The following is a 23,257-nucleotide window of genomic DNA, read 5'->3' as shown; positions in this document are numbered from 1 at the left end:
ACGAGACCCCGCCTTATTTTCCTCACGTCGTCGAAAAACGGCAATGACGGCCCCATGGATACCGGGGAACTGGACCGCATCCTGCTGGTGTGGTCTCCAAGGAGCGCTCTGGAGACCGTTGCCGGAAATCGGCGATGGTCGAGGGTGCCGCGAGGCCCCAAAGTGTCGGTGGCCGGTTGTACGGTTTTGTGCGTGGATACTCGCAACGCCGTTGTGGCGCTTCTCGAGGACCTAACCGATCCGAGCATTGTGGAGGATGTCAACGTTTCTGTGGGTTTACTGGATGACAGTGATTCTGTTGCTGTGGCTGTCGCGGCGTCGGAGGGCATCGCGCGTCTGGAAGCGGTCCGGTTCCGGGCCCTGGCGCGGTTGTCGCAGTGTCGTGAGGGTGCGCGGAGTGTGACGCAGGAAGTCGCGTTCGCGTTGTCTCTTGTGGATAGTCATGCGGGTTCGATGGTCGCTACCGCTGAGGCGTTGACCACCCGGCTGCCCCGGACGCTGCGGTTGATGGACCAAGGGAAAGTGAGTGGCTTCGGGGCGATGAAAGTCGCCACGGCCACCGCGTGGCTGTCCGATGAGAACGCTCTCGCCGCCGATGCCCTGTTGGAGGGTCGGTTGCCGGGGAAGAATACGGAGCAGGTGCGGAAAGCGGCGAGTCACGCGGCGATGACGGTCGACGGCGAGGGCGCCGACAAACGTTCCGAGTGTCACCGTGACGGCCGCCGGTTGGCGATGCGGCAGGGTGAGACGGGGGTGGCGTCGATCGAGGTCGAAGACGGCCCCGTCGAGAAAGTCACTGCCGCCTACGCGCGGATCGATCGTGAAGCGAGGGCTCTCAAGACCGGTGGTGAGACCCGCACTCTGGATCAGTTGCGTGCCGATGTCGCGCTCGATCTCCTGCTGGGTGGTCAGGGTGGGGTGAGTGAACGCACCGAGGTGTTCCTCTATATGGACCTGGTCACCTACCTCGGCCTCAACGACGACCCCGCGGAGTTGGCCGGGCACGGTCACCTTCCGGCGGCGCTGGCCCGGCATATCGCGGGCGGGTCGAACAGTGTGCTGCGTCGGATCGTTACCGATCCGCTGTCCGGGCGAGTGCTGGACCTGGGTCGGGACCGGTATCGGCCCACGGCCGGGCTCGCCGAGTATGTCCGGGTGCGGGACCGCGAATGCCGACGACCCGGCTGCCACCGGCCTGCTCAGGCCTGCGATCTTGACCATTCGGTGCCATGGCAGTACGGCGGCCACACCGACACCGCAGACCTGATCAGCTTCTGCCGCCGCGACCACCGACTGAAAGACGAACCCGGCTGGAGCTATCAGCTCGCGCCCGACGGCACCCTCACCATCACCACCCCGACTGGGCAGCGGTACGACAGTTCTCCACCGCCTCTTCATGAACCCCGCACACGGACGGCCCTCGCCGACGAACCACCACCGTTCTGACGGCATCGCCGAAAAACGGCTACCGGTTTGCTCGTGCGAGTCAGACGTGAGTTCGGGCAACGCCACCGTCCGCTTCAATTGCCGATATTCGGCCTGGTGTTCTGCGTGGACAGATGCGGCCGTCGGTCGTTCCGCTAGTGGACCTGTTGTCATTGGGTCGGCGCGATGCGGTCGGTTCTCTGGGCTTGTTGCCGATATTCGGCCATCGACTTTTCCGCTCGCGGGTCCAGCGTCGTCAGCTGCGCGGTCGTTCATCAGCGGAACCGCTGTTATTGGACTGGCGAGGTGAGTCTGTTGCCGATATCCGGCGTAACGTGCGGCCGTCGATCGCTCCATCGACGGAACGGTTGTCGCTGGACCGGCGCCGCACGATCGGTTTTCCGTCACCGTTCCGGTCCTGTCGCCGATATACGGCTATCGATCTTCCCGCATCACTCACGAGCACAGTGTTGTCAGCTGTGCGGTCTACCAGCGGAAGCGCTGTTACTGGACTGGGGAGGTGAGTCTGTTGCCAATATCCGGCGACGCGTTCGTCGGCGTCATGCGCGGTCGTCGATCGCTCCGTCAGCGGAACGGTTTTCGCTGGACCGGCGACGCACCGGCCGGTTCTCCACCACCATTCCAAGCCCGTCGCCGAAATTCGACCATCGCTCTCCGAACCGCGCACGAGCCAGCGAGCCGGTGAGCCAGCGGGCCAGTGAGCCAGTGACCACGCGCGCGACCGTCAGTCGTTCCACCCCATTGCCCCAACCTCAAGACCCCAGCGCCGCCAACTGCGCCGCGGTAAGCCGCTCCACCAACGCAACCGCCCGATACTCCCCACCGGTGGAAACCACGGTCACCGGTCCGGCGATGTGCGGATGCTCGACGGCGACCCGTAAAGCCGTCGAGACCTGCTCGGAGGGCCATCCCAGTGCGTCCGAAAGGGCCGCGACGGACAGTGGGCGTCCGGCGTGCAGGAGGGCGGCGAGCACGGTCACCGCGTCGGCGACGAATATCGCCACCCGGTCGTCCAGCATGATTTCGTTGATGCGTGCGTGGAATCGGGCGAGGTCGTCCATGCGGGCACCCGCGGGTGTCGAAAGGCCGAGGACTTCGGCGCCGCGGCGGGCGATGTCGGCCCACGCGCGGTTCGAGCGGACGCTTTCGGCCCAGACCCGTTGCGGCATTTCCTCGTCGACGACATACCGTTCCCGTCGTCCGTCCCGTTCCCGCTTGAGCATCGCCTGCGTTTCGAGGTAGGCGACGGCGTTCGAGATCGACGCAGGGCTGACTTGGAGCCGCTGGGCGAGTTCGGCCGCGGTGTGCACGCCACCGTCGCTGACGGCCAGGCACGCGAGGACTCGCGACATCATCCGCGGCAGTCCGGTCCCGACCATCATTTCGGTGAAGTCCGTTTCGAAGCGGCGCATGGCTTCCGGGTCTCGGCCGTAGCCGGGGGAGGCGACCGCGGTTTCCGGCGCGGGTGGCTTCCGGCGGCGCCGTGCCCGTTCGCCGGTCACCCGGCTCGCCTCGTCGGCTCGGTAGCCGGAATGGCCGCTGTTGCGCGCGACCTCGCGGCTGATGGTCGACGTCGGGCGTTCGAGTCGCCGGGCGATCTCGGCGTATCCGAGGCCGTCCTTGAGCCACATCGCGATCAGCCGCCGGTCCTCCAGCGTCAGCCTGCCACCCGGCATGAGGCGCGCCTCCTGTGCGTTCACGCGCAAATCAATGCAACGAAGTGTTGCATTCATCGGCACGACAGTTGCAACGATTTTACGAAGTCTACCAGCTATAACCAGTAAAACGACCGGTTCAGATCTTTGAGCGATCATTGAACGCAACGTAGCCTTTTGTCAAAGCTGAAGATCTGGGAGGAACAGCTGTGACGAACTCAGTACCCCATCTCGCGGAACTACCCCTCGAACGGCCGTCGGGCTGCCCGTTCGATCCGCCCGCCGAACTCGGCGAGCTGCGCGACGAGCATCCGCTCGTCCGGCTGACGTTCCCCGACGGGCACGAAGGCTGGCTCGCGACGGGACACACGGTCGCCCGGAGCATCCTCGCGGATCCCCGGTTCAGCGCACGGCAGGAACTGATGCACTCGCCGCTGCCGGGCGCCGCCGCGATGGTGGAGATGTCGCCCGCGGCGCCGGGGATGTTCATCAAGATGGACGGTGCGCAGCATGCGCGCTATCGCAAGATGCTCACCGGTAAATTCACCGTCCGCCGGATGCGGCTGCTCACCGAACGGGTCGAGCAGGTGACCACGGAGCACCTCGACGCCATGGAGCGGCAAGGGTCACCAGCCGATCTGGTGACGGCCTTCGCGCAGCCCATTCCGGCGCTGATGATCTGCGAGCTGCTCGGTGTTCCCTACGAAGACCACGAGTTCTTCCGCCGCAACGTCGCGCCGTTGAACGAGCCGGACGCGCCGATCGCCGAGAAGGACGCCGCCGTCAACGCGCTGGGGGAGTACCTCTACAAGCTCGTCGTCGCGAAGCGGGCGGAGCCGACCGACGACATCCTCGGTGAGCTGACCACCACGGAACTCACCGACGAAGAGCTGACCAGCATCGCGTTCCTCTTGCTGGGGGCCGGGTTGGACACCACGGCGAACATGCTGGCGCTGGGCACTTTCGCGTTGCTCCAGCATCCGGACCAGCTCGAAAGCCTGCGCCAGGACCCGGAGAACATCGAAGGGGCGATCGAGGAACTGCTGCGCTACCTGACGATCGCGCACACGGGCGTCCGCACCGCGCTCGAAGACGTCGAGGTCGGCGGACAGCTCGTCAAGACGGGAGAGGTGGTCGTGCTCTCGGCGATGGCCGCCAACCGCGATCCGCTGAAGTTCCCCGATCCCGACCGGCTGGACCTCCGCCGGAACACCGCCGGGCACGCCGCTTTCGGGCACGGGGTGCACCAGTGTCTCGGCCAGCAGCTCGCGCGAGTCCAGATGAAGGTCGCCTTCACTGGGCTGCTCGGCAGGTTCCCGGCGCTGCGTTTGGCCGTTCCGGCCGATGAGATCCCACTGCGGACGGACTCCGACATCTACGGGGTGCACGCGCTCCCGGTGGCTTGGGGCTGATCGCGATGAGACTCGAAGTCGACCGCGAACGTTGTATCGGCGCCGGAATGTGCGTCCTGACCGCGCCGGACGTGTTCGAACAGGACGAGCAGGACGGCAGGGTCCGGTTGCTGGAATCGGAACCGGCCGAAATCGGCGACGCCGTGCAGTTGTGCCCGGCGGCGGCGATCACCGCGAGCGGTTAGGACATCGCCTAGGCCAGGGGGTGCCGGGCGGGCACCCCCTGGCTCGGGATCAACCGACCTCGGCGAGAACCTTGCCCGCGTCGGCGCTCGGCGCGGCGGTGCCCGCGTAGAGCTGCTGGACCCTGGCCTTCTCCTGCGCGTTGGGGTTCACGCTGGCGCAGCTGACGCCACCGGTCGAGCCGGACATCAACGACGAGCACGGCCCGGGCTTCACGTCGGGCAGGCCGAGGCTGTGGCCCAGCTCGTGCGAGGCGATCCGGGTCTTGTTGTAGCCCTGCTGGACGGCCTGCCTGCCGTACCAGACGGTGACCTGGCCACTCGGCCGGACGGGGCCGAGGGTGGCCCGCGGCCAGCCGTTGTCGGCGATGATCCGGATGTTGACTCGCTGCCCCGGCGTCGCCTTCACGAGGCGGACGTTGGTGACGTTGGTGTTCCAGACGTTGACGCCGGCGGCCACCGCGTCCTTGAACTCCGCGGCCTGGCTGTCGTCGTAGGTCAGGGTGGTCGCCATGATCTCGGCGGCACCGGCCGAGGGTGCCGAGAGCACCGAGATGGAGAGCGCGGCGCCGGTGAGCACCGCGGCGAAGGTACGTCGAAGCACGTTGAACTCCTCGCGTTAAGGCGTGCTGGAATTTCGGAGCAGTGTCGACACTTTTGTTCTGGCGGGAGGAATCTTTGCGTAATCCTCCGTTGCCTCCGCGTGATGTTAGGACCTTTCGAGGTCGTCGGGGTACCCGCCGATAGTCGCCTGTCGTTAACCACGATCTTGACGAACCCGGAAGACTGTGCCGTTATGACGACGGCGCGATTCACCGGACACGAAGAACCCGTTCTCGCGGTCGCCGTGTACGGGAACCGGCTGGTCACCGGGGGTGCGGACCGGACGGTGCGGGTATGGGACCTGGAGACCGGCGCGCAGCGGTTCGCGTTGAGCGGCCACGATCGGCCGGTGCTGGCGGTGGGTATCTCGGGTCAGTACGTGGTCGGTTGCGATGGGGCGACGGTGCGGCGCTGGCGGCTCGCCGGTCGCGAGGTGCAGCCCCCAGAGGTCCAGACCACCAAGCGGACGCTCGCGGTCGCGGTGGCGAAGGAATTCGCCGTGTCCGGCGCGGGAAGCACCGTCGAGGTCCGGGGGCCCGGCGGCGTGACGGTGCGCGGCCTCCGCACCGGTGGCCCGGAGATCGAATCCGTCGCGGTGACCCCGGACGGCCGGGTCGTGGTGGCAGGCGACGACACCGGCGGGGTTCGCCTGTGGGACAGAGAAGTCGTCTCCCACTACCGGTTCGGCGGCGTGGGCGCGGTCCACGTGGTGGCGGTTTCGGCCGACGGCGAGCGAGTGCTGTCCGGTGAGGGTGAGACGGTGCGCCTGTGGGGGCGCAACGGCGATCCGGCCCTCGTCTTCCCCGGGCACCTCGGCGTGGTGCGGGTACTGGCCTTCAGCCCGGACGGCAAACTGGTGCTGTCCGGCGGTTCCGGTGGCGAGATCTACGTCCGCGAGATCGACGCCCCGGCCGACTACACCCTCCTCAAGGGACATGAGGGGAACGTCCGGGCGATCGCCTGCACCGCGGGCAACGAGAAGATCGTCTCGGTCGGGGACGACCGCACGATCCGGGTGTGGGACCGCTTCGGCAACCAGATCGACGGCACCGGTTTCGTGGAGCCCAAACCGGGACGGGCGCGTCCCCGGATCACGCCCGACGTCGAAAGCGCGATCGACCTGATCGGCTTCCAGGACGACGTGCGCACCCTCGCCGCGGTCATCGCCGACCGCGAGACCAGCCCCCCGCTGTGCATAGCGCTGCTGGGGCCATGGGGTTCCGGCAAATCGAGTTTCGTGCGCCAGGTGACGGACCGGGTGGCCGAACTGGCCCGCCGGTCCCGCGGCGACGCCGCCAACAGCGTGTTCGCCGGTGAGATCCGGCAGATCCGGTTCAACGCCTGGCAGTACCACGACGATCACCTGTGGGTCGGGCTGGTGGACCACCTGTTCCGGAACCTCGGCGCGCCCGAAACGCACGCGGACGCCGGCGAGGTCCGGGCCGAACGCGAGGAGCTGCGGACCCGGCTCGCGAGTCTCCGGGCCATCAAGGCGGATTCCCCGCTCACCTGGCGCTGGCGGCTCTTGGTGTCCGGGGTGGACCGGGCCGAACGCCGACGGCGGCGGCTCGCCGTCGCGGGCTACGCGGTCTTGGGGATGTTCGGCATCGCCGCGGCGATCACCGGATGGGCCTTGTGGCACAACGCGATCCTCGCCGTGGCGGGTGCCGTCGTCGCGCTCGGCGCCGTGCTGACCCCGGCGCTCACCACCGCCAGGGCCGCCCTCGCGCCAGTGAAGTCCACCTTGGACAGACTGCGGGCCGACGTCGACAAACGGACGGAACGGTTCGAGACCGAGGTGCGGGGGACCGAGGAACGGCTCCGGCGGCTGGACGCGGCGACGCGGCTCGGCGAGCTGATCGAAGAGGCGACGGCAGGCAGATACGGGGACTACCAAGGGGTCTTCGCCCGGGTCCGGGAAGATCTCGCCGATCTGAGCGCCGATCTGGCGGACGCGCGGACGGAATGGCTGCTGGCTGGCGGCAAGGGTGAACCGCCACTGGAGCGGATCGTGCTCTACATCGACGATCTCGACCGTTGCCCGCCTTCGAAGGTGATCGAGGTGCTCGCCGCCGTGCACCTGCTGCTGGCCCTGCCCGCGTTCGTCGTGGTGGTGGCCGTGGATCCGCGATGGTTGCGGCGATGCCTCGACCAGCATCACGAAGAGCTGTTCGGAGCCGGGGAGGCGCGGCGGGCGGAATACCTCGACAAGATCTTCCAGATCGTGTTCGCGTTGCGTCCCATGGGAGCGGCGGCGGACGAACTGATCGACGTCCTGATGCCGATCGAAGGACGGGAACCGGTGCCGCCCTGGCACGAGGAATGGCCGGAGGAAGGCGTCGGATCCGGTGAAAGCGGCGAACCGGTGGAGGTCGTCGTCAAGGACACACCCCCGCCGACGTTCTACAACATGCGGCCGGACCGGCTGCGGCTCACCGAGGTCGAACGCGATTTCGTGCACGTTCTCCGGAAACGGCTGAAGACGCCGCGGGAGGTCCGGAAGCTGGTCAACCTCTACCGGCTCGTGCGCATCGGCATTCCCGACGCGGAGCTGGCCCGGTTCGTCGACGGCCCGTACCGGGCGGTGCTCGTCCTGCTGACCCTGCTGGTCGTCGATCCGGACTCCGCGCGCACGACCTTCCTCGCGCTTTCCGCCGGGGAATCGTTGTCCGACGCCTTTCCACCTGAATGGCGGCTGGACACCGAATCCTTCGATGATCTAGAGGTCTATCGGAATTGGGTGGGCACCCTCGCCCGGTTCAGTTTCGAAACCTACGATCTCGTGACCGGGGAAACAGAACCGGGAACCACGGTGTAGCTACACTTGCCCGCTACAACGGCTAGGGGGCGGCGCATGCGGAGATCAGGCTGGCTTTCGCTCGTCTTCGGCGCGCTCGTCGGGACGCTTGTGATCGTGCTGCTCGCGACCACGGTCACCGCGCCCTCGAACGCGGTGAGGGCCGACTGCGTCCGGCTGGTCACCAGCTCTTCCACGGAAAAGGGTGACCTGATCCGTGAACTGGCCGACCGGTACAACAACACCGACCGGACGTTCGACGGCGGCCGGTGCGCGAAGGTCGAGGCGTACAAGAAGACCTCGGGCGCCACACTCGACCTCATCGCCGACGGCTGGAACGACATCGACGAGCGGCAACCCGAACCCCAGGTCTGGCTGCCGAGTTCGTCGCTGTGGCTCGATCTGCTGCGCCAGCGGGGCAAAGGCGGCCTGATCGACGAAGGTCCCAAGACCTCACTCGCGACGAGCCCGATGGTGATCGCGATGCCGGAACCGATGGCCGCGGCGATGGGCTGGCCGAAGAAGACCATCGGCTGGAACGACGTCCTCCAGATGAATCAGAAGGGCGGCTGGGCCTCCACCGGAGGAGAAAACGCTAAGTGGGGGAACTTCACGCTGGGCAAGGACAATCCTCGTCGGTCGACCTCGGGGCTCGCCGCGACCATCGCGACGTACTTCGCGGCGACCGGTGGCGACTACGGCAAGATCGAGACGGCGGACGCCGTGCAGTTCGTCCGCGGGATCGAGGCGTCGGTCGCCTACTACAGCGACGATTCGGTGGCCTTCCTGAAGACGCTGTACGAAGAGGACAAGAAGCCGACGCCCTACATCAGCGCGATGGCGATGCAGGAGCAGATGGTCTACCTCTACAACCACGGCGCGCCGACCGGGGACCCGAAACAACTGAAGGACGAGCCCGTTCCCCTGAACCGGCCGCTCGTCGCCGTGCACCCGAGCGAGGGGACGGTGCTGATCGACCATCCCTTCCTGACCACGGCCAAGGCGTCGCCGGAGCAGCACGCGGCGGCCAAGGACTTCTACGACTTCATGCGGGAGCCCCGGCAGCAGGAGAGTTTCCGCGGCCTCGGCTTCCGCGACCCGGAAGGCAGGAGCAACCCGAAACTGGCACAGGGCGCGCACACCGCGGAATCCGGCGACTCCCGGAAGATCGAACTTCCCACCGGCGAGCAGATCCAGAGAATGCTGGACGGCTGGGAGTACACGCAGCGGCGCGGCCGGATCCTGCTGGTGCTGGACCTGTCCGGATCGATGAACGAGCCGTTCGACAAGAACCGCAAGGACAAGCCCTACTCCGAGCGCCGGATCGACCTGCTGAAACCCGCGATCAAGAAGCAACTCGAGTACCTGCATCCCGAAGACGAGGTCGGGCTGTGGACGTTCTCGGACGGGTACGAGGAAAAGATGCCGATCGGCAAGGTGAAGGACGTCCGCGGCCCGATGATCGACCTCGTCCAGAACCTGACCCCGAACGGGGACACGGCGCTCTACCGGACCGTGGTGGACGCCAATGACAAGATGCGGCGGGAGTTCGTACCGAACCTCATCAACGCCGTCGTCTTCCTGACCGACGGCGAGAACACCGACATCTCGACCACCAAGGAAAAGGTGCTCCAGGCCGTCGACGCCGAACGGCTGGACAACTCCGTCCGGATCTTCACCATGGCCTACGGCGCGCAGGCGGACAGCGGCGTTCTCGACGAGGTCGCGCAGAAGTCCAAGGCCCGCAGCTACAAGGCCGTCGACCCGCAGGGCATCGACAAGATGTTCGTCAACGTCTTCAGTAACTTCTGACATGGCCGATCACGACCACCGCGCGTTCCACACCGTCGCCGGAGTGCTCACGCTGATCGCCGCGCTGATCGGTCACGCCGTCACTGTGCCGCATCCGCAGGCGTGGTTCTTCGGGGCCGCTGCCGCGTTCGCCGTACTGTTTCCCGCCGAAGTCGCGTACTTCGTGTTGAACGCCAAGCGATCGAAGCCGGAGAGGGCGGTCCGCGCGCCGGAGCCCGCCGACGACCACGATTACTACCGACTGCTCGGGCGGGTACAGGCGGCCATCGAAACGGTGCAGCCGGACGAGACGAAGCTTTCGGGTACCTGCCGGCGGGCGGTGGCGAGACTCGAAAGCCGGACCGACCGGAACGCGCCCGAGGTCGTCGCACTGCGGCTGATGCTGAGTCAGCTCACCGAGAAGATGGTGCGACACGCGCGGGACGAGAACCCGGATCCGGTGATGCTCGCCCAGCGGATGAGGATGTACCGGGAGGATCTCGAAGAGGCCATCGCGGCGGTCGAACCAGGCTGATAGCGTCGAGTGTTCGGTGCCGAACAGACTACGGCCGTGCGTCATGCTGATCTGGCAGTATGCCGTTGATCGGGCGCCGGGTTGTCGAGGGCGTGGAACATGTGGTCGTACCGGTGGAGCACCGGTTCAGCCTGGAGGAGGCCGTGCTGGCGGTGATGGCCGCCAAGAGCACCGTGCGGCCCGCTCCGGGAATCAAGGTCGCTCCGCTGAAGGTGTCAGAGGTACGGTCAGCGCTGCTCTACGCGGCGAAGCACGCCGATAGACGACACCAGATCGTGGACAGTTATTTCGTCGAGGCCGAAGACGGACCGCTGCACCGGCTGGCCGAGTGGATCAGGTCGGAACTGGTCCGGCTGGGCATCTTCACCACGCACGATGGTTCCGCCGCCGGATCGGGTGGCCGATTCGGTTACTCTCCGCGATAGGTGTTCACGACTGCCTGGGAGGGTGTTTCGTGGGTTTGGGCCCGGAGGCCGCCGAAGAAAGAGAACGTCCATTCCTGGAGCGGCTGGACGAACCCGTCCGTGCCCGCTTGCTGGAGATGGGCACCCCGCAGACCTACGAGAGCAGGCAGGCGCTGATGCGGGCCGGTGAGCCCGGCGACTTCGTCATGCTGCTGCGGCACGGGTACGTGAAGGTGACCAGCGCCGACCGGATGGGGGCGACGGTCATCCTCGACGTCGGGGTGCCCGGCGATCTGCATGGCGAGATCGCGGTGATCGCGGGTGGCATCCGGATGGCCGACGTCGTCGCCATCGAGGAGGTCCACGTCCGGCGGATCGCGGCGAGCGAGTTCAACCGGTTCCTGCTGGACCATCCGTCGGCGATGCGGGAGGTGCTCGTCAGCGTCGCCCGTCGGTTCGTGCTCGCCCAGCGGCAGCGGACGCAGTCCTGGAAGCCGCAGGCGGTGGCGCGGGTCGCGACGCGACTGGATTACCTGGTCGGCGTCTGTGGCATCCGGACACCGGCTGGCTGGCGGATCGGGATCCCGTTGAGCCAGGACGAACTCGCGCAGTTCATCCCGATGGGACGGACCATGGTCGCGCAGGCGCTGGACAAGCTCCGGAAGGCGGGAGTTGTGGCCAGTTCGCGCCGTGCGATCACCGTCGTCGATCGCGAAGCGTTGCGGATGATCACGGAAAAAGGTGTGACTTAGCTCACTGGCGTTGACCATGGCGGGGTCAGGTTCTGTTCGGTTCCGAACAGAACTTCCGGTGAGGAGTGGGAACACTGCTTCCTGCCGCCAGTTTTCACCGATCAGGGGAGGGGTCGCAGAGATGCAGGTGCTGACCTCAGGCCAATACAACGCGCACACCCACGCCGTGCTCGCCGTCGACATCGTCGGTTCGTCCAAGGCCAGTGACGACCTGCTGGATCCGATGAAGACCGAAATGGAGACGCTGGTTTCCCGCTCCTTCAACGCGGTCGGGCTCGCGCCGGGGGAAGCACGCCACTTCCGGGAGACCGGCGACGGGCTCATGGTGGCGTACCCGGACCGGGCCGTCGGGCAGCTCTGCGAGGTCGTGTTCCATCTGGACCATCTGCTGCGCTCCCGTAACCGCTACGCCCGCGTCCCGATGCGAGCGCGCGTGGCCGTCCACATGGGACCGATGGCGGACAACCACCGCTACCACCGCACCTATATCACGCTGACCCGGTTGCTGTGTGCGTCCACCTTCAACGACGCCGTGGGCTACTGGTGCCGTCTCGACCCGACCGGCGACAAGTTCGGCGCCGGGATGATCGTCTCGCACTCGGTGTGGCGCAACGTGGTCGAGCCCTTCGGTGTCGCGCTGATCCCGCCGGCGCGCTGCGGCCGGATCAGCGTCACCACACCGGATTTCGCCGACAGCGCGTGGATCCACCTGCCCGGCCTGGACGCCGACGCCGTACTGGCCGAGGTGAATCCGGCGATGCCGGCGCCGCTCGTGTTCGACCGGGTGAGCCGGTTGTCGACGACGGCCTGAGACCGGGCGGTCCGGCTTCCAGGGAGGGAGAGCCGTACCGCTCGCCGGTTTCTGGTCCGGTACCCCTACGCCGGGCCAGAAACCGGACCCCCGGCGCGGGGGGCGGGGGCGCGGGTCATCCCCGCCGCGCCCTCGCATTCTCAAGTCCGTGAAGGCCTCCTTGAGGGACCTGAATCCATGCAGTGGTGCGCAGCGTCCCCGTTGGGGGTGGCGGCCGAGGCATGGATGGACCCTTAAGGAGGCCTTCACGGACTTTCGTCAGGTTCGGCAGCGTTTCCCGCTGTTGACGCATTTCACGAGCTGGTTCATCAGTCGCTGTGACATGACGTTCGCGAAGTCGTCGTGGTCGGAGCGCGGGTTGTGCTTCTCCTGCGCGAACGCGTCGACGGCGTACTGCCCGGCGGCCTGGATGTCCGGCGGGATGTCGTACACCAGCGTGATCCGCAGCTGCGGCACGTTCTTGAAGCCGCGCGGGCATTTCCCGTCGCGGTCGGAGAACACGATATGCGTGCGGTGGTTGGCGCTGTCGGTGTTCTTCCCGTCCCAGCAGTTCGGGAACGCGTGGACGCGGGTGACCTTGCTGCCCCGCGGGCAGATCGGGTACAGCTCGGTGAGCCGGTCCTCGAAGCCGGAGCAGGTCCAGCTCGGCCGGGCGTTGGCCGGGCCGTTGGTGGTCTGCTTGGCGTCGCCGTAGAGCACACGCAGGAACTTCGGCATCGCGACGACCCGGCGGGCGCCGCCGCTGGTGAAGGTCAGGTCGACCTTCGCGGGGCGCTGGATCTCGCCCTCGTTGTCGCCGATCTCGTTGTTGTCGTCGACGCCGGGCAGGTCGGCTGCCTTGCCGTCGGACTTCTTCTCTTCGGCGTCACCGGCGGCATTGACGTTGCTGTTCTCGCCGCCGTTGTCGAGGCCGCCTTCGCCGTTCTGCTTCACCGCGCAGACGGCCAGCTGGTCTTCGGGCTTCGCGACCGGTTTGCCCGCCTGCCGCATGGCGTCACCGATCTGCTTGATCGACGGCTGTCGCTCGTTCTTCAGTTCTCCGAGCACCTGGCCGGCCTGCTTTCCTTGCGCCAGCTGGTTGTTCGCGTTCTCGGCGGCCTGGTCGAGTTTGTCGAGGTTCTCGTCGACCGCGGGCATGGCCTGGTCGGAGACCTCTTCGAGTTCACTGGCGACGTCGGGGCAGTCGACCTGGGCGCCGGCCTCGTCCTTGGCCGCGTTCGCGCGGTCGGCGGCGAGTTTCTCCTCGTTCGCCGCCTCGTTCTTTTCCTCTTCCTCGATGTTGATCCGGATGACGGGCCAGAAGTACGCGGATTTGTCGCCGTTCTTGCAGGTGGTGCCCGCGCGCAACAGGCTTTTGTTGTTCGAGTCCGCGTTGGTCGAAAGGTTCCCGACGTAGTCGTGAAGGTGCTCGGCTCCATTGCGGACGCCGGGCTGCGCGATGAAGTTGTCGCCGTTGAAGTGACCGTTCTCGTTGCGGCCACAGTCGACGGTGAACGTCCCGCGGGCGCCTCGTTTCACGAGGTCGAGGTTGACGTTCGTGCCGCGGGGAACCTTCGTGATGTCGATGAAGAACGACTTGTCCGCGCCGTCGGCCCTGGCGGCGTCGGGGGTTCCGGTCGTGTTCACCACGACGATCCCGCCGACGGCGAGGCACAGCGCGAGGGCGCCGGTGGCGACCTTGGTGCGACGCGCCATGCGGTGGCGGCCGGCGGTTCTTGGGTTACGGGGCATGAAATTGTTCACCTCGTTCGGTGTCGTTGCACGGAGCCCGGGGGATGCGTCACCGGCATCACCGGCGTCACTGACTCCGTGTTGGCTGAAACGGCTCCGGCACGAGGGCGGTTCAAAACGCGACCTTGCCGTTATGTTTTCGTTACCTTGCGACGGTGGTGGTAGGCGATGCCCAGAACGACGGTGATCGGCCCCCAGAGCGCGAGCGGGGCGACGCAAATCGCCGCCAGCGTTTCCCAGCCATCGTTGAGGTAGCCGACACCTTCGGTCACGCCGAAAACGGCCAGCCGACGGTCACCGCCGAGCGGAACGGAGCTGAACAGCGCGGTGAGGATCAAGCCTCCCGCCACGGCGGGAACGACCGCCGCCATCGGCCGGACGGGTTTGCCGCCGAGGAACGGGACCCATCGGGGCACCACCTCGCCCCAGCCGCGGACCAGCCCGATGGCCAGGATCGCGAGCACTTCGGTGAGCACGCTGAGCGTGAGGACGTACGGGATGCTCAACCAGAGTTCCGGCATCCCGCGATCGTGGACCTGCCCCATCTCGAAGTGCACGGCGAACGGCAGTCGCCACAGGCACGAAGGCAACAGGAGCCAGGGGAGCGTGTAGGCAAGGCGCATCGCCCAGCGGGGGACCGGTCGTTCGGTGTCGCTGACGGCCGGGGGACGGTGCAGGATCTTCATGAGACCGATCCTGTCGCCGCACGGCGCCGGAAAGATCACTCGCGCGGACAAGCTTTCTCCTCCGGGAGAGGGAGAAGGCCCGGCCTCGGGGCAGTCGAGGCCGGGCCGGTTTCCCGTGGGTCAGGCGTCCACCTTGTCCTTGGGCTCCGCCTCGGGGGCGGTGGGACGGGCAGGCAGGAAACGCTTGATCACCGGGAAGAACAGGATCACCAGGATGATCACGTAGACCACGATCGCGAACGGGGTGTTGAACAATCCGCCAAGGCTGCCGTCGCTCAGTTGCAGCGCACGCCGCATCTGCTGTTCGGCGGCGGGGCCGAGGATGACGCCGATGATCGCCGGCAGCACCGGCAGGCCGTAGCGGCGCATCGCGAAACCGATCAGGCCGATCACGAACATCACCAGCAGGTCGAAGATGTCCGCGTTGACCGCGTACGCGCCGACACTGGCGAAGAACAGGATGCCCGCGTAGAGGTACGGCCGCGGGATCCGCAGCAGCTTCACCCACAGCGGCGCCAGCGGCAGGTTCAGCACCAGCAGCAAGGTCAGCCCGACGAACAGCGAGGCGATCAGGCCCCACACCAGCGACGATTCCCGTTCGAACAGCAGTGGTCCCGGCTGGATGCCGTACTGCTGGAACGCCGCCAGCATCACGGCCGCGACCGCGGTGGTCGGCAGGCCGAGCGTCAGCATCGAGACCAGCGTCCCGGCGGCCGACGCCGACGCCGTCGCTTCCGGACCCGCGACGCCTTCGATGGCGCCCTTGCCGAATTCGTCCTTGTGCTTCGAGAGCCGCTTTTCCGTGACGTAGGAGAGGAACGTCGGGATCTCGGCACCACCGGCCGGCACCGCGCCGAACGGGAACCCGATCAGCGGACCGCGCAGCCACGGCTTCCACGTGCGCTTGAGGTCGGCGCGCGACAGCCAGGGCCTGCCGACCGGGATCGGTTTGAACGCGTTGCGCCGCAGGTGCGCGGCGACCCACAGCGACTCGCCGACCGCGAACAGCGCCACCGCGACGATGACGACGTCGATGCCGTCGGCCAGATGCAGCGAGCCGAAGGTCAGCCGCTGCTGGCCGGTCATCTCGTCCAGTCCGACGAGACCGATGGTGAGGCCGATCAGCAGCGACGCCACGCCGCGGATCCGGGAACTGCCGAGTACGGAGGTGACCGCGATGAACGCCAGCACCATGATCGCGAACAGGTCCGGCGCGCCGATGTCGACGGCGTGCTTCGCGATCACCGGGGCCAGCACGACCAGCGCGATCGTGCCGAGGATGCCGCCGACGAAGTGCCCGATCGCGGCCGCCGCCAGCGCTTGCGCCCCGCGTCCCTTGCGGGCCATGGGATTGCCGTCGATGGCCGCGACGACCGCCGCGCTCTCACCGGGGGTGTTCAGCAGGATCGACGTCGTCGAGCCGCCGAACATGCCGCCGTAGTAGATGCCGGCGAACATGATGAACGCGCCGGTGGGCTCCAGCCCGTAGGTCACCGGGAGCAGCAGGGCCACCGCCATGGCCGGGCCGATGCCCGGCAGCACGCCGATCGCGGTGCCCAGCAGGACCCCGATCGCCGCCATCGCGATGTGGGTCGGGGTCAGCGCGGTGCCGAAGCCGTCGATGAGCTGCTGGAACATCAGAACACCTCCATCAACGGGCCACCGGGGAGCGGGACACCGAGCAGGTTGTTGAAGACCAGGAAGGTCACGACGGACATGCCCGCCGCGATCAGGGGGTCACGCACCAGGTTCCGGCTGCCGAGCGCGTAGGCCGCGCCCCAGAACAGGATCGCGCCCGAGATCGGGAACCCGACCAGCCCGATCAGTGCCGCGTTGGCCAGGAAAGCACCGCACAGCAACAGAACCGTGCGCAGGTCGGCGGGCTCGGTGAGGTCGATGTCCTCGCCGCCCTCGGCCTCGCCCTTGCCGCCGCGCAGCACGTCGCGCGCCAGCAGCACGGCGACGATCAGCAGCAGCGAGCCGACCAGGATCGGCACCGCTTTCGGTCCGACGGGACCGCGCTGGGCGAAATCGGTGGGAATGCTCAGCGCGTCGGTGAGCACCAGCACGCCGAGCACCACGAGCCCGACGCTCACCCCGAGTTCGGAGCGCTCCTTCAGCCACGTGGTCGTCATGCCAGACCCAGCTCTTTCAGCACCGTTGCCACTCGAGTGTTCTCCTCTTCGAGAAACGAACCGAACTGCTCACCTGGGGCGAACGCTCCGGTCCATCCGTTGCGCTGCAAGGCTTCCTGCCACTGCGGCGTCTTTTGCAGCCGCTCGAACAGGCTCACCAGCTTCGCGCGGTCCGCTTCGGTGATGCCGGGCGGAGCGACGATGCCGCGCCAGTTGGTGAACTTGACGTCCACCCCGGACTCCGAAAGCGTCGGCGCGTCGATGCCGGGGATCCGCTGCCCGCTGGTCACCGCCAGCACCCGGAGCGTGCCCGCCGCGATCTGGTCGCGGTACTCACCGACCCCCGAGACGCCGAACGCGACCTTGCCGCCGAGTACCGACGCGAGCAGTTCGCCGCCGCCGTCGAACTGGACGTAGTTGACCGCCTTGGGCGCGAGCCCGACGGCCTTCGCCATCAGCATCGGCGCCAGGTGGTCCGGCCCGCCCGGTGACGAACCGCCGCCGACCTGGACCGCGCCGGGATCCTTCTTCCACGCCTCGATCAGCTGGCCGATGTCCTGGTACGGCGAATCCTTGCCGACCACGACGATGTCCGACTCTTCGATCAGCTTCGCCACCGGTGTGGTGTCGAGCAGCGAAGACGGCGACTTGTTCGTGAACACGCTGCCGACGACACCGAGTCCCATCGACATGACGAGCTTGCCGTTGCCGCGTTCGGCCACCGTCCGGCCGAGGCCGACCGTGCCGCCGGCGCCGGGGAGGTTGAAGACCTCCGCGTTGCCGAGCAGGTCCGCGTCCTCCATGGCCTTGGTCGCCGTGCGGGCCGTGATGTCGTAACCGCCACCGGGCGCGTTGGGCACGAGTACCCGCAACGACCGGATCTGCGAGCCCTCGTCGGCCTCGCCGCCCGGGGTGAGCAACGGTGGCACCAGCAAAACGGCGACGAGCGCCGCCGCGATGGCCAACCAGCTACTGGGCTTCACTGTGATCCCCGCCTCTCTGCCGCGTGGTTGGACATGGTGCACTCGGGTGAACAGGGAAGTCCCGCTTGCGGGCCCAATGGTTGTTGTGGTCGTTTTGGTCAGGAGGAGGTGGCGATGGGTGTTCGGGGTTCCTTGGCCCGTCAGCTCCTCGCGTGGCAACTGGTTGTCGTCACCTGCCTACTGTGCGCGGTCGGCGTGCTGGCCGTCGTCCAAGCGGGGAGCAACTTCCGCACGACCGAGGGACGCCGGGCGCTTTCGGTCGCGGAGAGTGTCGCCGCGCAGGGTGTCGTGGTCGACCTCGAGAACGGCCCGTTCGAACTGAACGCACCCGCGGCGACCGCGCGGAGCTTCTCCGGGGTGGATTTCGTGGTGATCGCGGGAGCGGACCGCCACGTGCTGGCGTCACCGGATCCGGGTCAGCTGAAGACGACGCTCGACATCGGGGAGAGCACCGTCCTTTCCGGACGGTCCTGGGTCGGCGAGATCGACGGTTCTATCGTGGCGCACGTCCCGGTGCTCGACGAGAAGGGCGGCAAGGTGATCCGCATGGTCGCGGTCGGTTCGAAGTCGCCCGGTTTCTTCGCGGGCGTGCTCGACTCGCCGGACAACGCCCTGCGGGTGCTGGGTGTCGCGCTGGTGATCGGCGTGAGCGGTTCGCTGCTGCTGGCGCGGCGGGTGAAGAACCAGACGCTCGGCCTGGAACCACACGAGATCACCGCACTGGTGGAAAACCGGGAGGCACTCCTGCACGGCATCAAGGAGGGCGTCGTCGGACTGGACCCGCAGCACCGGATCACCCTGGTGAACGACCAGGCCCGCGAACTGCTGGCCCTGCCCGGGGACGCCGTCGGCCGGTCGGTCGAGGATCTCGACCTCAACGAGCGGATCCGCGACCTGCTCACCGGCCGCGCGACCGGCGCCGACCAGATCGTGTTGCGGCAAGGGAAGGTGCTGACGCTGAACCGGATGCCGATCGCTGTGCGGGGCGCCGTCGTCACCCTGCGGGACCGCACCGATCTGATGACCCTGCGGGACGAACTCGACGCCAGCAGGCACGCCACCGACACGTTGCGGGCGCAGGCGCACGAGTTCAGCAACCGGCTGCATACCATCTCCGGCCTGCTGGAACTCGGGGAGTACGAAGAGGTTCGCGGGTACGTCAGCCGGATCAGCTCGGCGCAGGGGGAGTGGCGCGCGGAGGTCGGCTCGCGGATCGGCGACCCGGCGGTGGCGGCGTTGCTGATCGCGAAGGCGTCGCTCGCCGCGGAACGCGGGGCCGGGCTGCGGATGGCGCCGGACAGCGAACTGGACCGGGTCGAGGACGCGCTCTCCACGGATTTGGTGACAGTGCTGGGAAATCTCGTCGACAACGCGCTCGACGCGCTGGGTGGTGAGCGCGGCTGGATCGAGGTCGGGGTGTGGCAGGAGGAGGACGAAGTGCGGGTGGAGGTCCGTGATTCCGGGCCCGGTGTCGCTCCGGAAATCGCCGAGGAAGTGTTCGAGCACGGTTTCACCACGAAGGCCGCGGCGCACGGCCAGCGTGGTCTCGGGCTCGCGCTGATCCGGCAGGCGTGTGTCCGGCGAGGCGGCTCCGTCGAGGTGCACAACGACGACGGCGCGGTGTTCACGGCGAGGCTTCCGCGATGATCCGGGTGCTCGTCGTCGACGACGATTTCATGGTCGCGAAAGTCCACAGTGGATACGTCTCCCGCACGGAGGGGTTCGCCGTCGTCGGGGTCGCGCACACCGGCGCCGACGCGCTCCGGCTGGCACGGGAGCTGAAGCCGGATCTGGTGCTGCTGGACGTCTATCTCCCCGACCTCGACGGGCTTTCCGTGCTGCGCGAGCTTCGCGCGACCGAAGACGTCGACGTCATCCTGATCACCGCGGCGACCGACGTGGAGACCGTGCGGCGGGCGATGCGAGGCGGTGTCCTGCACTACCTGATCAAGCCGTTCGAATACGCGTCGCTGCGGGATCAGCTCACCCATTTCGCCACGCTGCACCGGCGGCTGGACCGGCTGGCCGAGGCCGGACAGGCTGACGTCGATCAGGTCTTCGGCGCGCGGCCGAACGCGAAACCCTCGCTGCCCAAGGGACTCACCGTCCAGACCGCGCGGCTGGTGGAGACCGCGTTGCGCGGCGCGCCCGCCGGGATCTCCGCGAGCGAATGTGCCGAGGCGACCGGCGTCGCGCGGGTGAGCGCGCGCCGGTACCTGGAGCACTTCGTGGCGACCGGGAAGGCCGAGGTGAACCTCAAGTACGGCGGGACGGGCCGCCCGGAGCGCCGCTACCTCTGGTCGTGAGCCCCCTCCGCCGCAACTAGAGGACTACTTGCGGGGATCCACGTGACCGGACGAAGGTGTGTCGGCCGTCCAGTCACGTGTGTTGTCCGTTCCGGTACGGGATCGCCGTCCTGTGCCGATGGGCTTCCCGCAACTAGAGGACTACTTGCGGGGGGTCAGAAGGTCGTTGAGGGTGCCGTAGTCGACGGCCTCTTCGAGACGCGAGTAGGTGCCGGTCGAGAAGAGTTCCCTGGCGCTTTCCCGAGCGACGGCGTACGCGGCCGGGAGCGCCGAGGCTCCAGGCCACCCCGACGCTGGTGGTGGCGATCGCCGCGGCGCCCGCGTCCTCGACGATCCGGGCGCTCGCGACGTCCCACGCGTCGGCCGGCACCAGCGGGCTCGACGGGACGTGCAGGGAACGGAACAGCCGGGCGTGGTCGTTCGTCATGCCACCATCCCAGTAGTCATGCGACATCCTGGTCTGGCGGTTTCGCGACATCGACGTCCGCGCGGAGTCCGGCGATCAAGCGGGAGAGACCGTATTCGAACGATGCGGCCGGATCCTCGGCGTGGTCGCTCTCGGTGTGCTGCTGTTCGTCGATCGCGCAGCCGAGGGTGTACCGGCTGACGGCGAGGATCGCGTGTGTCGCGTCCTCTCCGGTGAAACCGGCTTCCAGCAACGGTTTGATCAGCGGCGTCATCGCCGACCGCTCGGTCGGGCGGGAGCAGGCGTGCAGGCGGGCACCGTCCCGGTAGGACAGCAGGGTGCGGCGGATGGTGCGGGCGCGCCGGGTCAGCCACTCGGCCCAGTCGCCCATCGCCGCGGCATCGTCCAGCGGGGCGAGGTTGTCGTCCAGCATGGTTTCGGCCATCCGGTCGAGCAACGCCTGCTTGCTCTTGAAGTGCGTGTAGAGCGCGGGACCCCGCACGCCGAGCTTCTCCCCGAGTTTGCGCAGGCTCAATCCGTCCAGCCCGACCTCGTCGAGGAGTTCGAGCGCGGCTCGAACGTAGCCATCCCGTCTCACGACCATGCGCACACCTTCGCCCGTCCCCATCGGACTTGACAAGCCGAGCGTATCTTATCACCGTTAAGATCTTAACATGGATAAGAACGGCAGGTAGGATGATCGGTCGTACCGATGACGAGCGCATCACCCCCGCTTTGTGGGGGATGGCTTCGATCTTGACTCTCGGCGGGTTCCTGTCGATGTTCACGGCGACCGTCTCAACGTCGCGCTCGGCACGTCATGGATCCTGGTCCGCGCCGAAAAGTCCACAGTGGACTAGAGGGCGTCTGGTGGGTTTGTTCCCGTCCGGGAGTCGCCGAAGGTTCCGAATGTCGTGAGCGCGCCTCCGCCGTGGCCTTCGGGACACCCCGGGGAGAACGCCGTAGGCTCGGCTGAATGAGCACGGCATCCACCACGGAGCATCCGATGGTCGAAACCCGGCACCAGACCCAGTTGCTCACCCTGCTGCGGGACGAAGGGCCCATGTCCCGCGTCGAGCTGGGGGAGCGGCTGGAACTGCCGCGTGCCCGGGTGGGTGCCGAGGTCGCGCGCCTCGCCGAGGTCGGCCTCGTCGAAACCGCCGGTCCGTCGGCGAGCCGGGGCGGCAGACGTTCGACGCTGGTGCGGCTGGCGGGGGACCTGCGCGTGCTGTCGGTCGACGTCGGCGCGACGTCGGTCGGGGTCGCCCTCACCGACGCTTCGTGCGAGGTGCTGGTGCACACCGTCGAGGACTGCGACGTCCGGCAGGGGCCGCACGCCGTCCTCAAACGCATCGCCGCACTGGCGGAGAAGATCCGCGAAGACGTACCGGGGAAGCTGATCGCCGCCGGGATCGGCCTGCCGGGGCCGGTGAGCTTCGCCGAGGGCATGGCGGTCGCGCCGCCGATAATGCCCGGCTGGGACCGGTTCTCCGTGCGCGACCATCTCGGCGGACTGCTGCGCTGCCCGGTCACCGTCGACAACGACGTGAACTCCATGGCGCTCGGCGAACGGCACGCCGGGGTCGCCCGCTCCATCGACGACCTGGTGTTCGTGAAGATCGGTACCGGTATCGGCTGCGGGATCGTGCTGGGCGGCAAGGTGTACCGCGGTGTCGCGGGCACCGCGGGCGACATCGGGCACATCCGCCTCGACGACTACGGGCCGACCTGCGCCTGCGGCGAGACCGGATGCCTCGAGGCGTACTTCGGTGGCGCCGCGCTGGCCCGCGACGGACTGACGCTGGCGCGCAGCGGCCGGTCGGCGTACCTCGCCGACGTCGTCGCCGACCGCGGCGTGATCACCGCCCAGGACGTCGGCCGCGCGGCGGCGTCTGGCGACTTCGGCGCCGTCAACCTGATCCGCGACGGCGGACGGCGGCTCGGCCAGGTGGTCGCCTCGCTGGTGAGTTTCGTGAACCCAGGCATGGTCGTGATCGGCGGCGGTGTCGCGCAGCTCGGGCATCAGCTGCTCGCCGAGATCCGCAGCTCGGTGTACCGGCGGTCGCTGCCGCTCGCGACCGGGAACCTGCCGATCGTGCTGTCCGAGCTGGGGGACACGGCCGGGGTCATCGGCGCCGCTTGGTCCGCTACGGACCGAGCCTTCACCCTCAGTAGCTGAGTCGCGCCCGGCCCTCTCGATACCGGTGCCCTGCCCACCTGAAGTACATGAAGGCCCCCTTGCTTGCGCCTAGGTACAGGTTGGGGTCCTTCATGTACTTGGGGAAGGTGTGAAGGTCGAGTTTCTTCGGCTGAGCCGAGGGAAGGGGTCCTTCACGGACCCGCCTCGCCCACGGTAGGTAGCGAGATAACCCGAAACGCCACTCACGGCCATCCCGACCGACAGCCACCCCGCCGGTGTCCCGAAGGCGCCCTTCCCCGCATCTAGCGCGGCGAAGGGCGCTTTCCTCGCATCGGATGCGGGGAAAGTCCCCTTCAGCCCCGGCCCGGCGCAGCCTCGTGGCGGCACGGTGGGCACTCACCCGATTCCGGTTAGTAACGTCAAGATCGTGCAGACTTTTGATCGAGAAGTACGAAAGTCTGCGCCGATCTGGACGGCTGATC

Annotated in this window: 22 protein-coding genes; 12 read left to right on the top strand and 10 right to left on the bottom strand. The window is 67.6% G+C overall.

Going from position 1 to position 23,257, the window contains the following annotated elements:
* The first annotated feature begins 192 nt into the window (after window positions 1–192).
* A complete protein-coding gene (locus BS329_RS14635) occupies window positions 193–1,446 on the top strand; it encodes an HNH endonuclease signature motif containing protein (RefSeq protein WP_425266363.1) in 1,254 nt (417 codons plus the stop codon).
* A gap of 539 nt (window positions 1,447–1,985) precedes the next feature.
* Here BS329_RS14635 and BS329_RS14630 read toward each other — a convergent pair.
* Window positions 1,986–2,183 (bottom strand): hypothetical protein, encoded by a 198-nt coding sequence (locus BS329_RS14630; protein ID WP_076160775.1) that lies wholly within the window; start codon window positions 2,181–2,183, stop codon window positions 1,986–1,988.
* Window positions 2,184–2,198: 15 nt separating this feature from the next.
* The gene (locus tag BS329_RS14625) at window positions 2,199–3,122 is read right to left on the bottom strand and encodes a GbsR/MarR family transcriptional regulator (protein ID WP_076161117.1); all 924 of its coding nucleotides are present in this window, start codon (window positions 3,120–3,122) and stop codon (window positions 2,199–2,201) included.
* Between the two features lie 188 nt (window positions 3,123–3,310).
* Here BS329_RS14625 and BS329_RS14620 point away from each other — a divergent pair, with 188 nt between their 5' ends.
* Both BS329_RS14620 and BS329_RS14615 read left to right on the top strand, forming a co-directional pair.
* Window positions 3,311–4,513, top strand: coding sequence for a cytochrome P450 (locus tag BS329_RS14620; protein WP_076160773.1), 1,203 nt, complete (start codon window positions 3,311–3,313; stop codon window positions 4,511–4,513).
* A 5-nt stretch (window positions 4,514–4,518) separates the two neighbouring features.
* Window positions 4,519–4,698 (top strand): ferredoxin, encoded by a 180-nt coding sequence (locus BS329_RS14615; protein ID WP_076161114.1) that lies wholly within the window; start codon window positions 4,519–4,521, stop codon window positions 4,696–4,698.
* Between the two features lie 49 nt (window positions 4,699–4,747).
* Here BS329_RS14615 and BS329_RS14610 read toward each other — a convergent pair whose 3' ends face one another.
* Window positions 4,748–5,299 (bottom strand): snapalysin family zinc-dependent metalloprotease, encoded by a 552-nt coding sequence (locus BS329_RS14610; protein WP_076160770.1) that lies wholly within the window; start codon window positions 5,297–5,299, stop codon window positions 4,748–4,750.
* 192 nt (window positions 5,300–5,491) lie between these two features.
* Here BS329_RS14610 and BS329_RS14605 point away from each other — a divergent pair, with 192 nt between their 5' ends.
* From BS329_RS14605 to BS329_RS14580, 6 genes are all read left to right on the top strand, one after another.
* Complete coding sequence (locus BS329_RS14605; RefSeq protein ID WP_076160768.1) at window positions 5,492–8,116, top strand: P-loop NTPase fold protein; 2,625 nt, start codon at window positions 5,492–5,494, stop codon at window positions 8,114–8,116.
* Window positions 8,117–8,152: 36 nt separating this feature from the next.
* Window positions 8,153–9,907, top strand: a complete 1,755-nt coding sequence (locus tag BS329_RS14600) for a substrate-binding and vWA domain-containing protein (protein WP_076160765.1) — start codon at window positions 8,153–8,155, stop codon at window positions 9,905–9,907.
* 1 nt (window position 9,908) lies between these two features.
* Window positions 9,909–10,421, top strand: a complete 513-nt coding sequence (locus BS329_RS14595) for a hypothetical protein (protein ID WP_076160762.1) — start codon at window positions 9,909–9,911, stop codon at window positions 10,419–10,421.
* Between the two features lie 59 nt (window positions 10,422–10,480).
* Window positions 10,481–10,846 (top strand): hypothetical protein, encoded by a 366-nt coding sequence (locus BS329_RS14590; RefSeq protein ID WP_007034234.1) that lies wholly within the window; start codon window positions 10,481–10,483, stop codon window positions 10,844–10,846.
* Between the two features lie 29 nt (window positions 10,847–10,875).
* Window positions 10,876–11,577 carry a Crp/Fnr family transcriptional regulator gene (locus BS329_RS14585; protein WP_076160760.1) on the top strand — a complete coding sequence of 234 codons (702 nt, stop codon included), beginning with the start codon at window positions 10,876–10,878 and terminating at the stop codon, window positions 11,575–11,577.
* A 121-nt stretch (window positions 11,578–11,698) separates the two neighbouring features.
* Window positions 11,699–12,388 (top strand): hypothetical protein, encoded by a 690-nt coding sequence (locus BS329_RS14580; protein WP_076160757.1) that lies wholly within the window; start codon window positions 11,699–11,701, stop codon window positions 12,386–12,388.
* Window positions 12,389–12,646: 258 nt separating this feature from the next.
* Here the strand turns inward: BS329_RS14580 and BS329_RS14575 are convergent, their stop codons facing one another.
* The 5 genes from BS329_RS14575 to BS329_RS14555 all read right to left on the bottom strand — a co-directional run bounded on the left by BS329_RS14575 (window position 12,647) and on the right by BS329_RS14555 (window position 17,905).
* Window positions 12,647–14,083 (bottom strand): DUF1996 domain-containing protein, encoded by a 1,437-nt coding sequence (locus BS329_RS14575; RefSeq protein WP_143253034.1) that lies wholly within the window; start codon window positions 14,081–14,083, stop codon window positions 12,647–12,649.
* Between the two features lie 167 nt (window positions 14,084–14,250).
* Window positions 14,251–14,805 carry a hypothetical protein gene (locus BS329_RS14570; RefSeq protein WP_076161109.1) on the bottom strand — a complete coding sequence of 185 codons (555 nt, stop codon included), beginning with the start codon at window positions 14,803–14,805 and terminating at the stop codon, window positions 14,251–14,253.
* A gap of 120 nt (window positions 14,806–14,925) precedes the next feature.
* Window positions 14,926–16,443 (bottom strand): tripartite tricarboxylate transporter permease, encoded by a 1,518-nt coding sequence (locus tag BS329_RS14565; RefSeq protein ID WP_076160754.1) that lies wholly within the window; start codon window positions 16,441–16,443, stop codon window positions 14,926–14,928.
* A complete protein-coding gene (locus BS329_RS14560) occupies window positions 16,443–16,940 on the bottom strand; it encodes a tripartite tricarboxylate transporter TctB family protein (RefSeq protein WP_076160752.1) in 498 nt (165 codons plus the stop codon). The genes BS329_RS14565 and BS329_RS14560 overlap by 1 nt, the downstream gene beginning before the upstream one ends.
* A complete protein-coding gene (locus BS329_RS14555; RefSeq protein WP_084749702.1) occupies window positions 16,937–17,905 on the bottom strand; it encodes a Bug family tripartite tricarboxylate transporter substrate binding protein in 969 nt (322 codons plus the stop codon). The genes BS329_RS14560 and BS329_RS14555 overlap by 4 nt, the downstream gene beginning before the upstream one ends.
* Before the next feature lie 132 nt (window positions 17,906–18,037).
* On the opposite strand from BS329_RS14555, the gene BS329_RS14550 reads away from it, so the two are divergent.
* Window positions 18,038–19,570 carry a sensor histidine kinase gene (locus BS329_RS14550; RefSeq protein ID WP_076160746.1) on the top strand — a complete coding sequence of 511 codons (1,533 nt, stop codon included), beginning with the start codon at window positions 18,038–18,040 and terminating at the stop codon, window positions 19,568–19,570.
* A complete protein-coding gene (locus BS329_RS14545) occupies window positions 19,567–20,229 on the top strand; it encodes a response regulator (RefSeq protein WP_076160743.1) in 663 nt (220 codons plus the stop codon). The genes BS329_RS14550 and BS329_RS14545 overlap by 4 nt, the downstream gene beginning before the upstream one ends.
* 133 nt (window positions 20,230–20,362) lie before the next feature.
* Here BS329_RS14545 and BS329_RS44555 read toward each other — a convergent pair whose 3' ends face one another.
* Window positions 20,363–20,656, bottom strand: a complete 294-nt coding sequence (locus tag BS329_RS44555; RefSeq protein ID WP_244197155.1) for an isocitrate lyase/phosphoenolpyruvate mutase family protein — start codon at window positions 20,654–20,656, stop codon at window positions 20,363–20,365.
* A 16-nt stretch (window positions 20,657–20,672) separates the two neighbouring features.
* Window positions 20,673–21,239: a TetR/AcrR family transcriptional regulator C-terminal domain-containing protein gene (locus BS329_RS14535; protein WP_076160740.1), complete on the bottom strand. Its 567-nt coding sequence runs from the start codon at window positions 21,237–21,239 to the stop codon at window positions 20,673–20,675.
* Between the two features lie 372 nt (window positions 21,240–21,611).
* Between BS329_RS14535 and BS329_RS14530 the strand changes: the two genes are divergently transcribed.
* Complete coding sequence (locus tag BS329_RS14530) at window positions 21,612–22,814, top strand: ROK family transcriptional regulator (protein ID WP_076160737.1); 1,203 nt, start codon at window positions 21,612–21,614, stop codon at window positions 22,812–22,814.
* The last annotated feature ends 443 nt before the right edge of the window (window positions 22,815–23,257 follow it).

Source organism: Amycolatopsis coloradensis, assembly GCF_001953865.1.
Lineage (GTDB): Bacteria > Actinomycetota > Actinomycetes > Mycobacteriales > Pseudonocardiaceae > Amycolatopsis > Amycolatopsis coloradensis.
The sequence above is the reverse complement of the archived record's forward strand: the minus strand, read 5'-3'. Positions and strand labels throughout refer to the sequence as shown.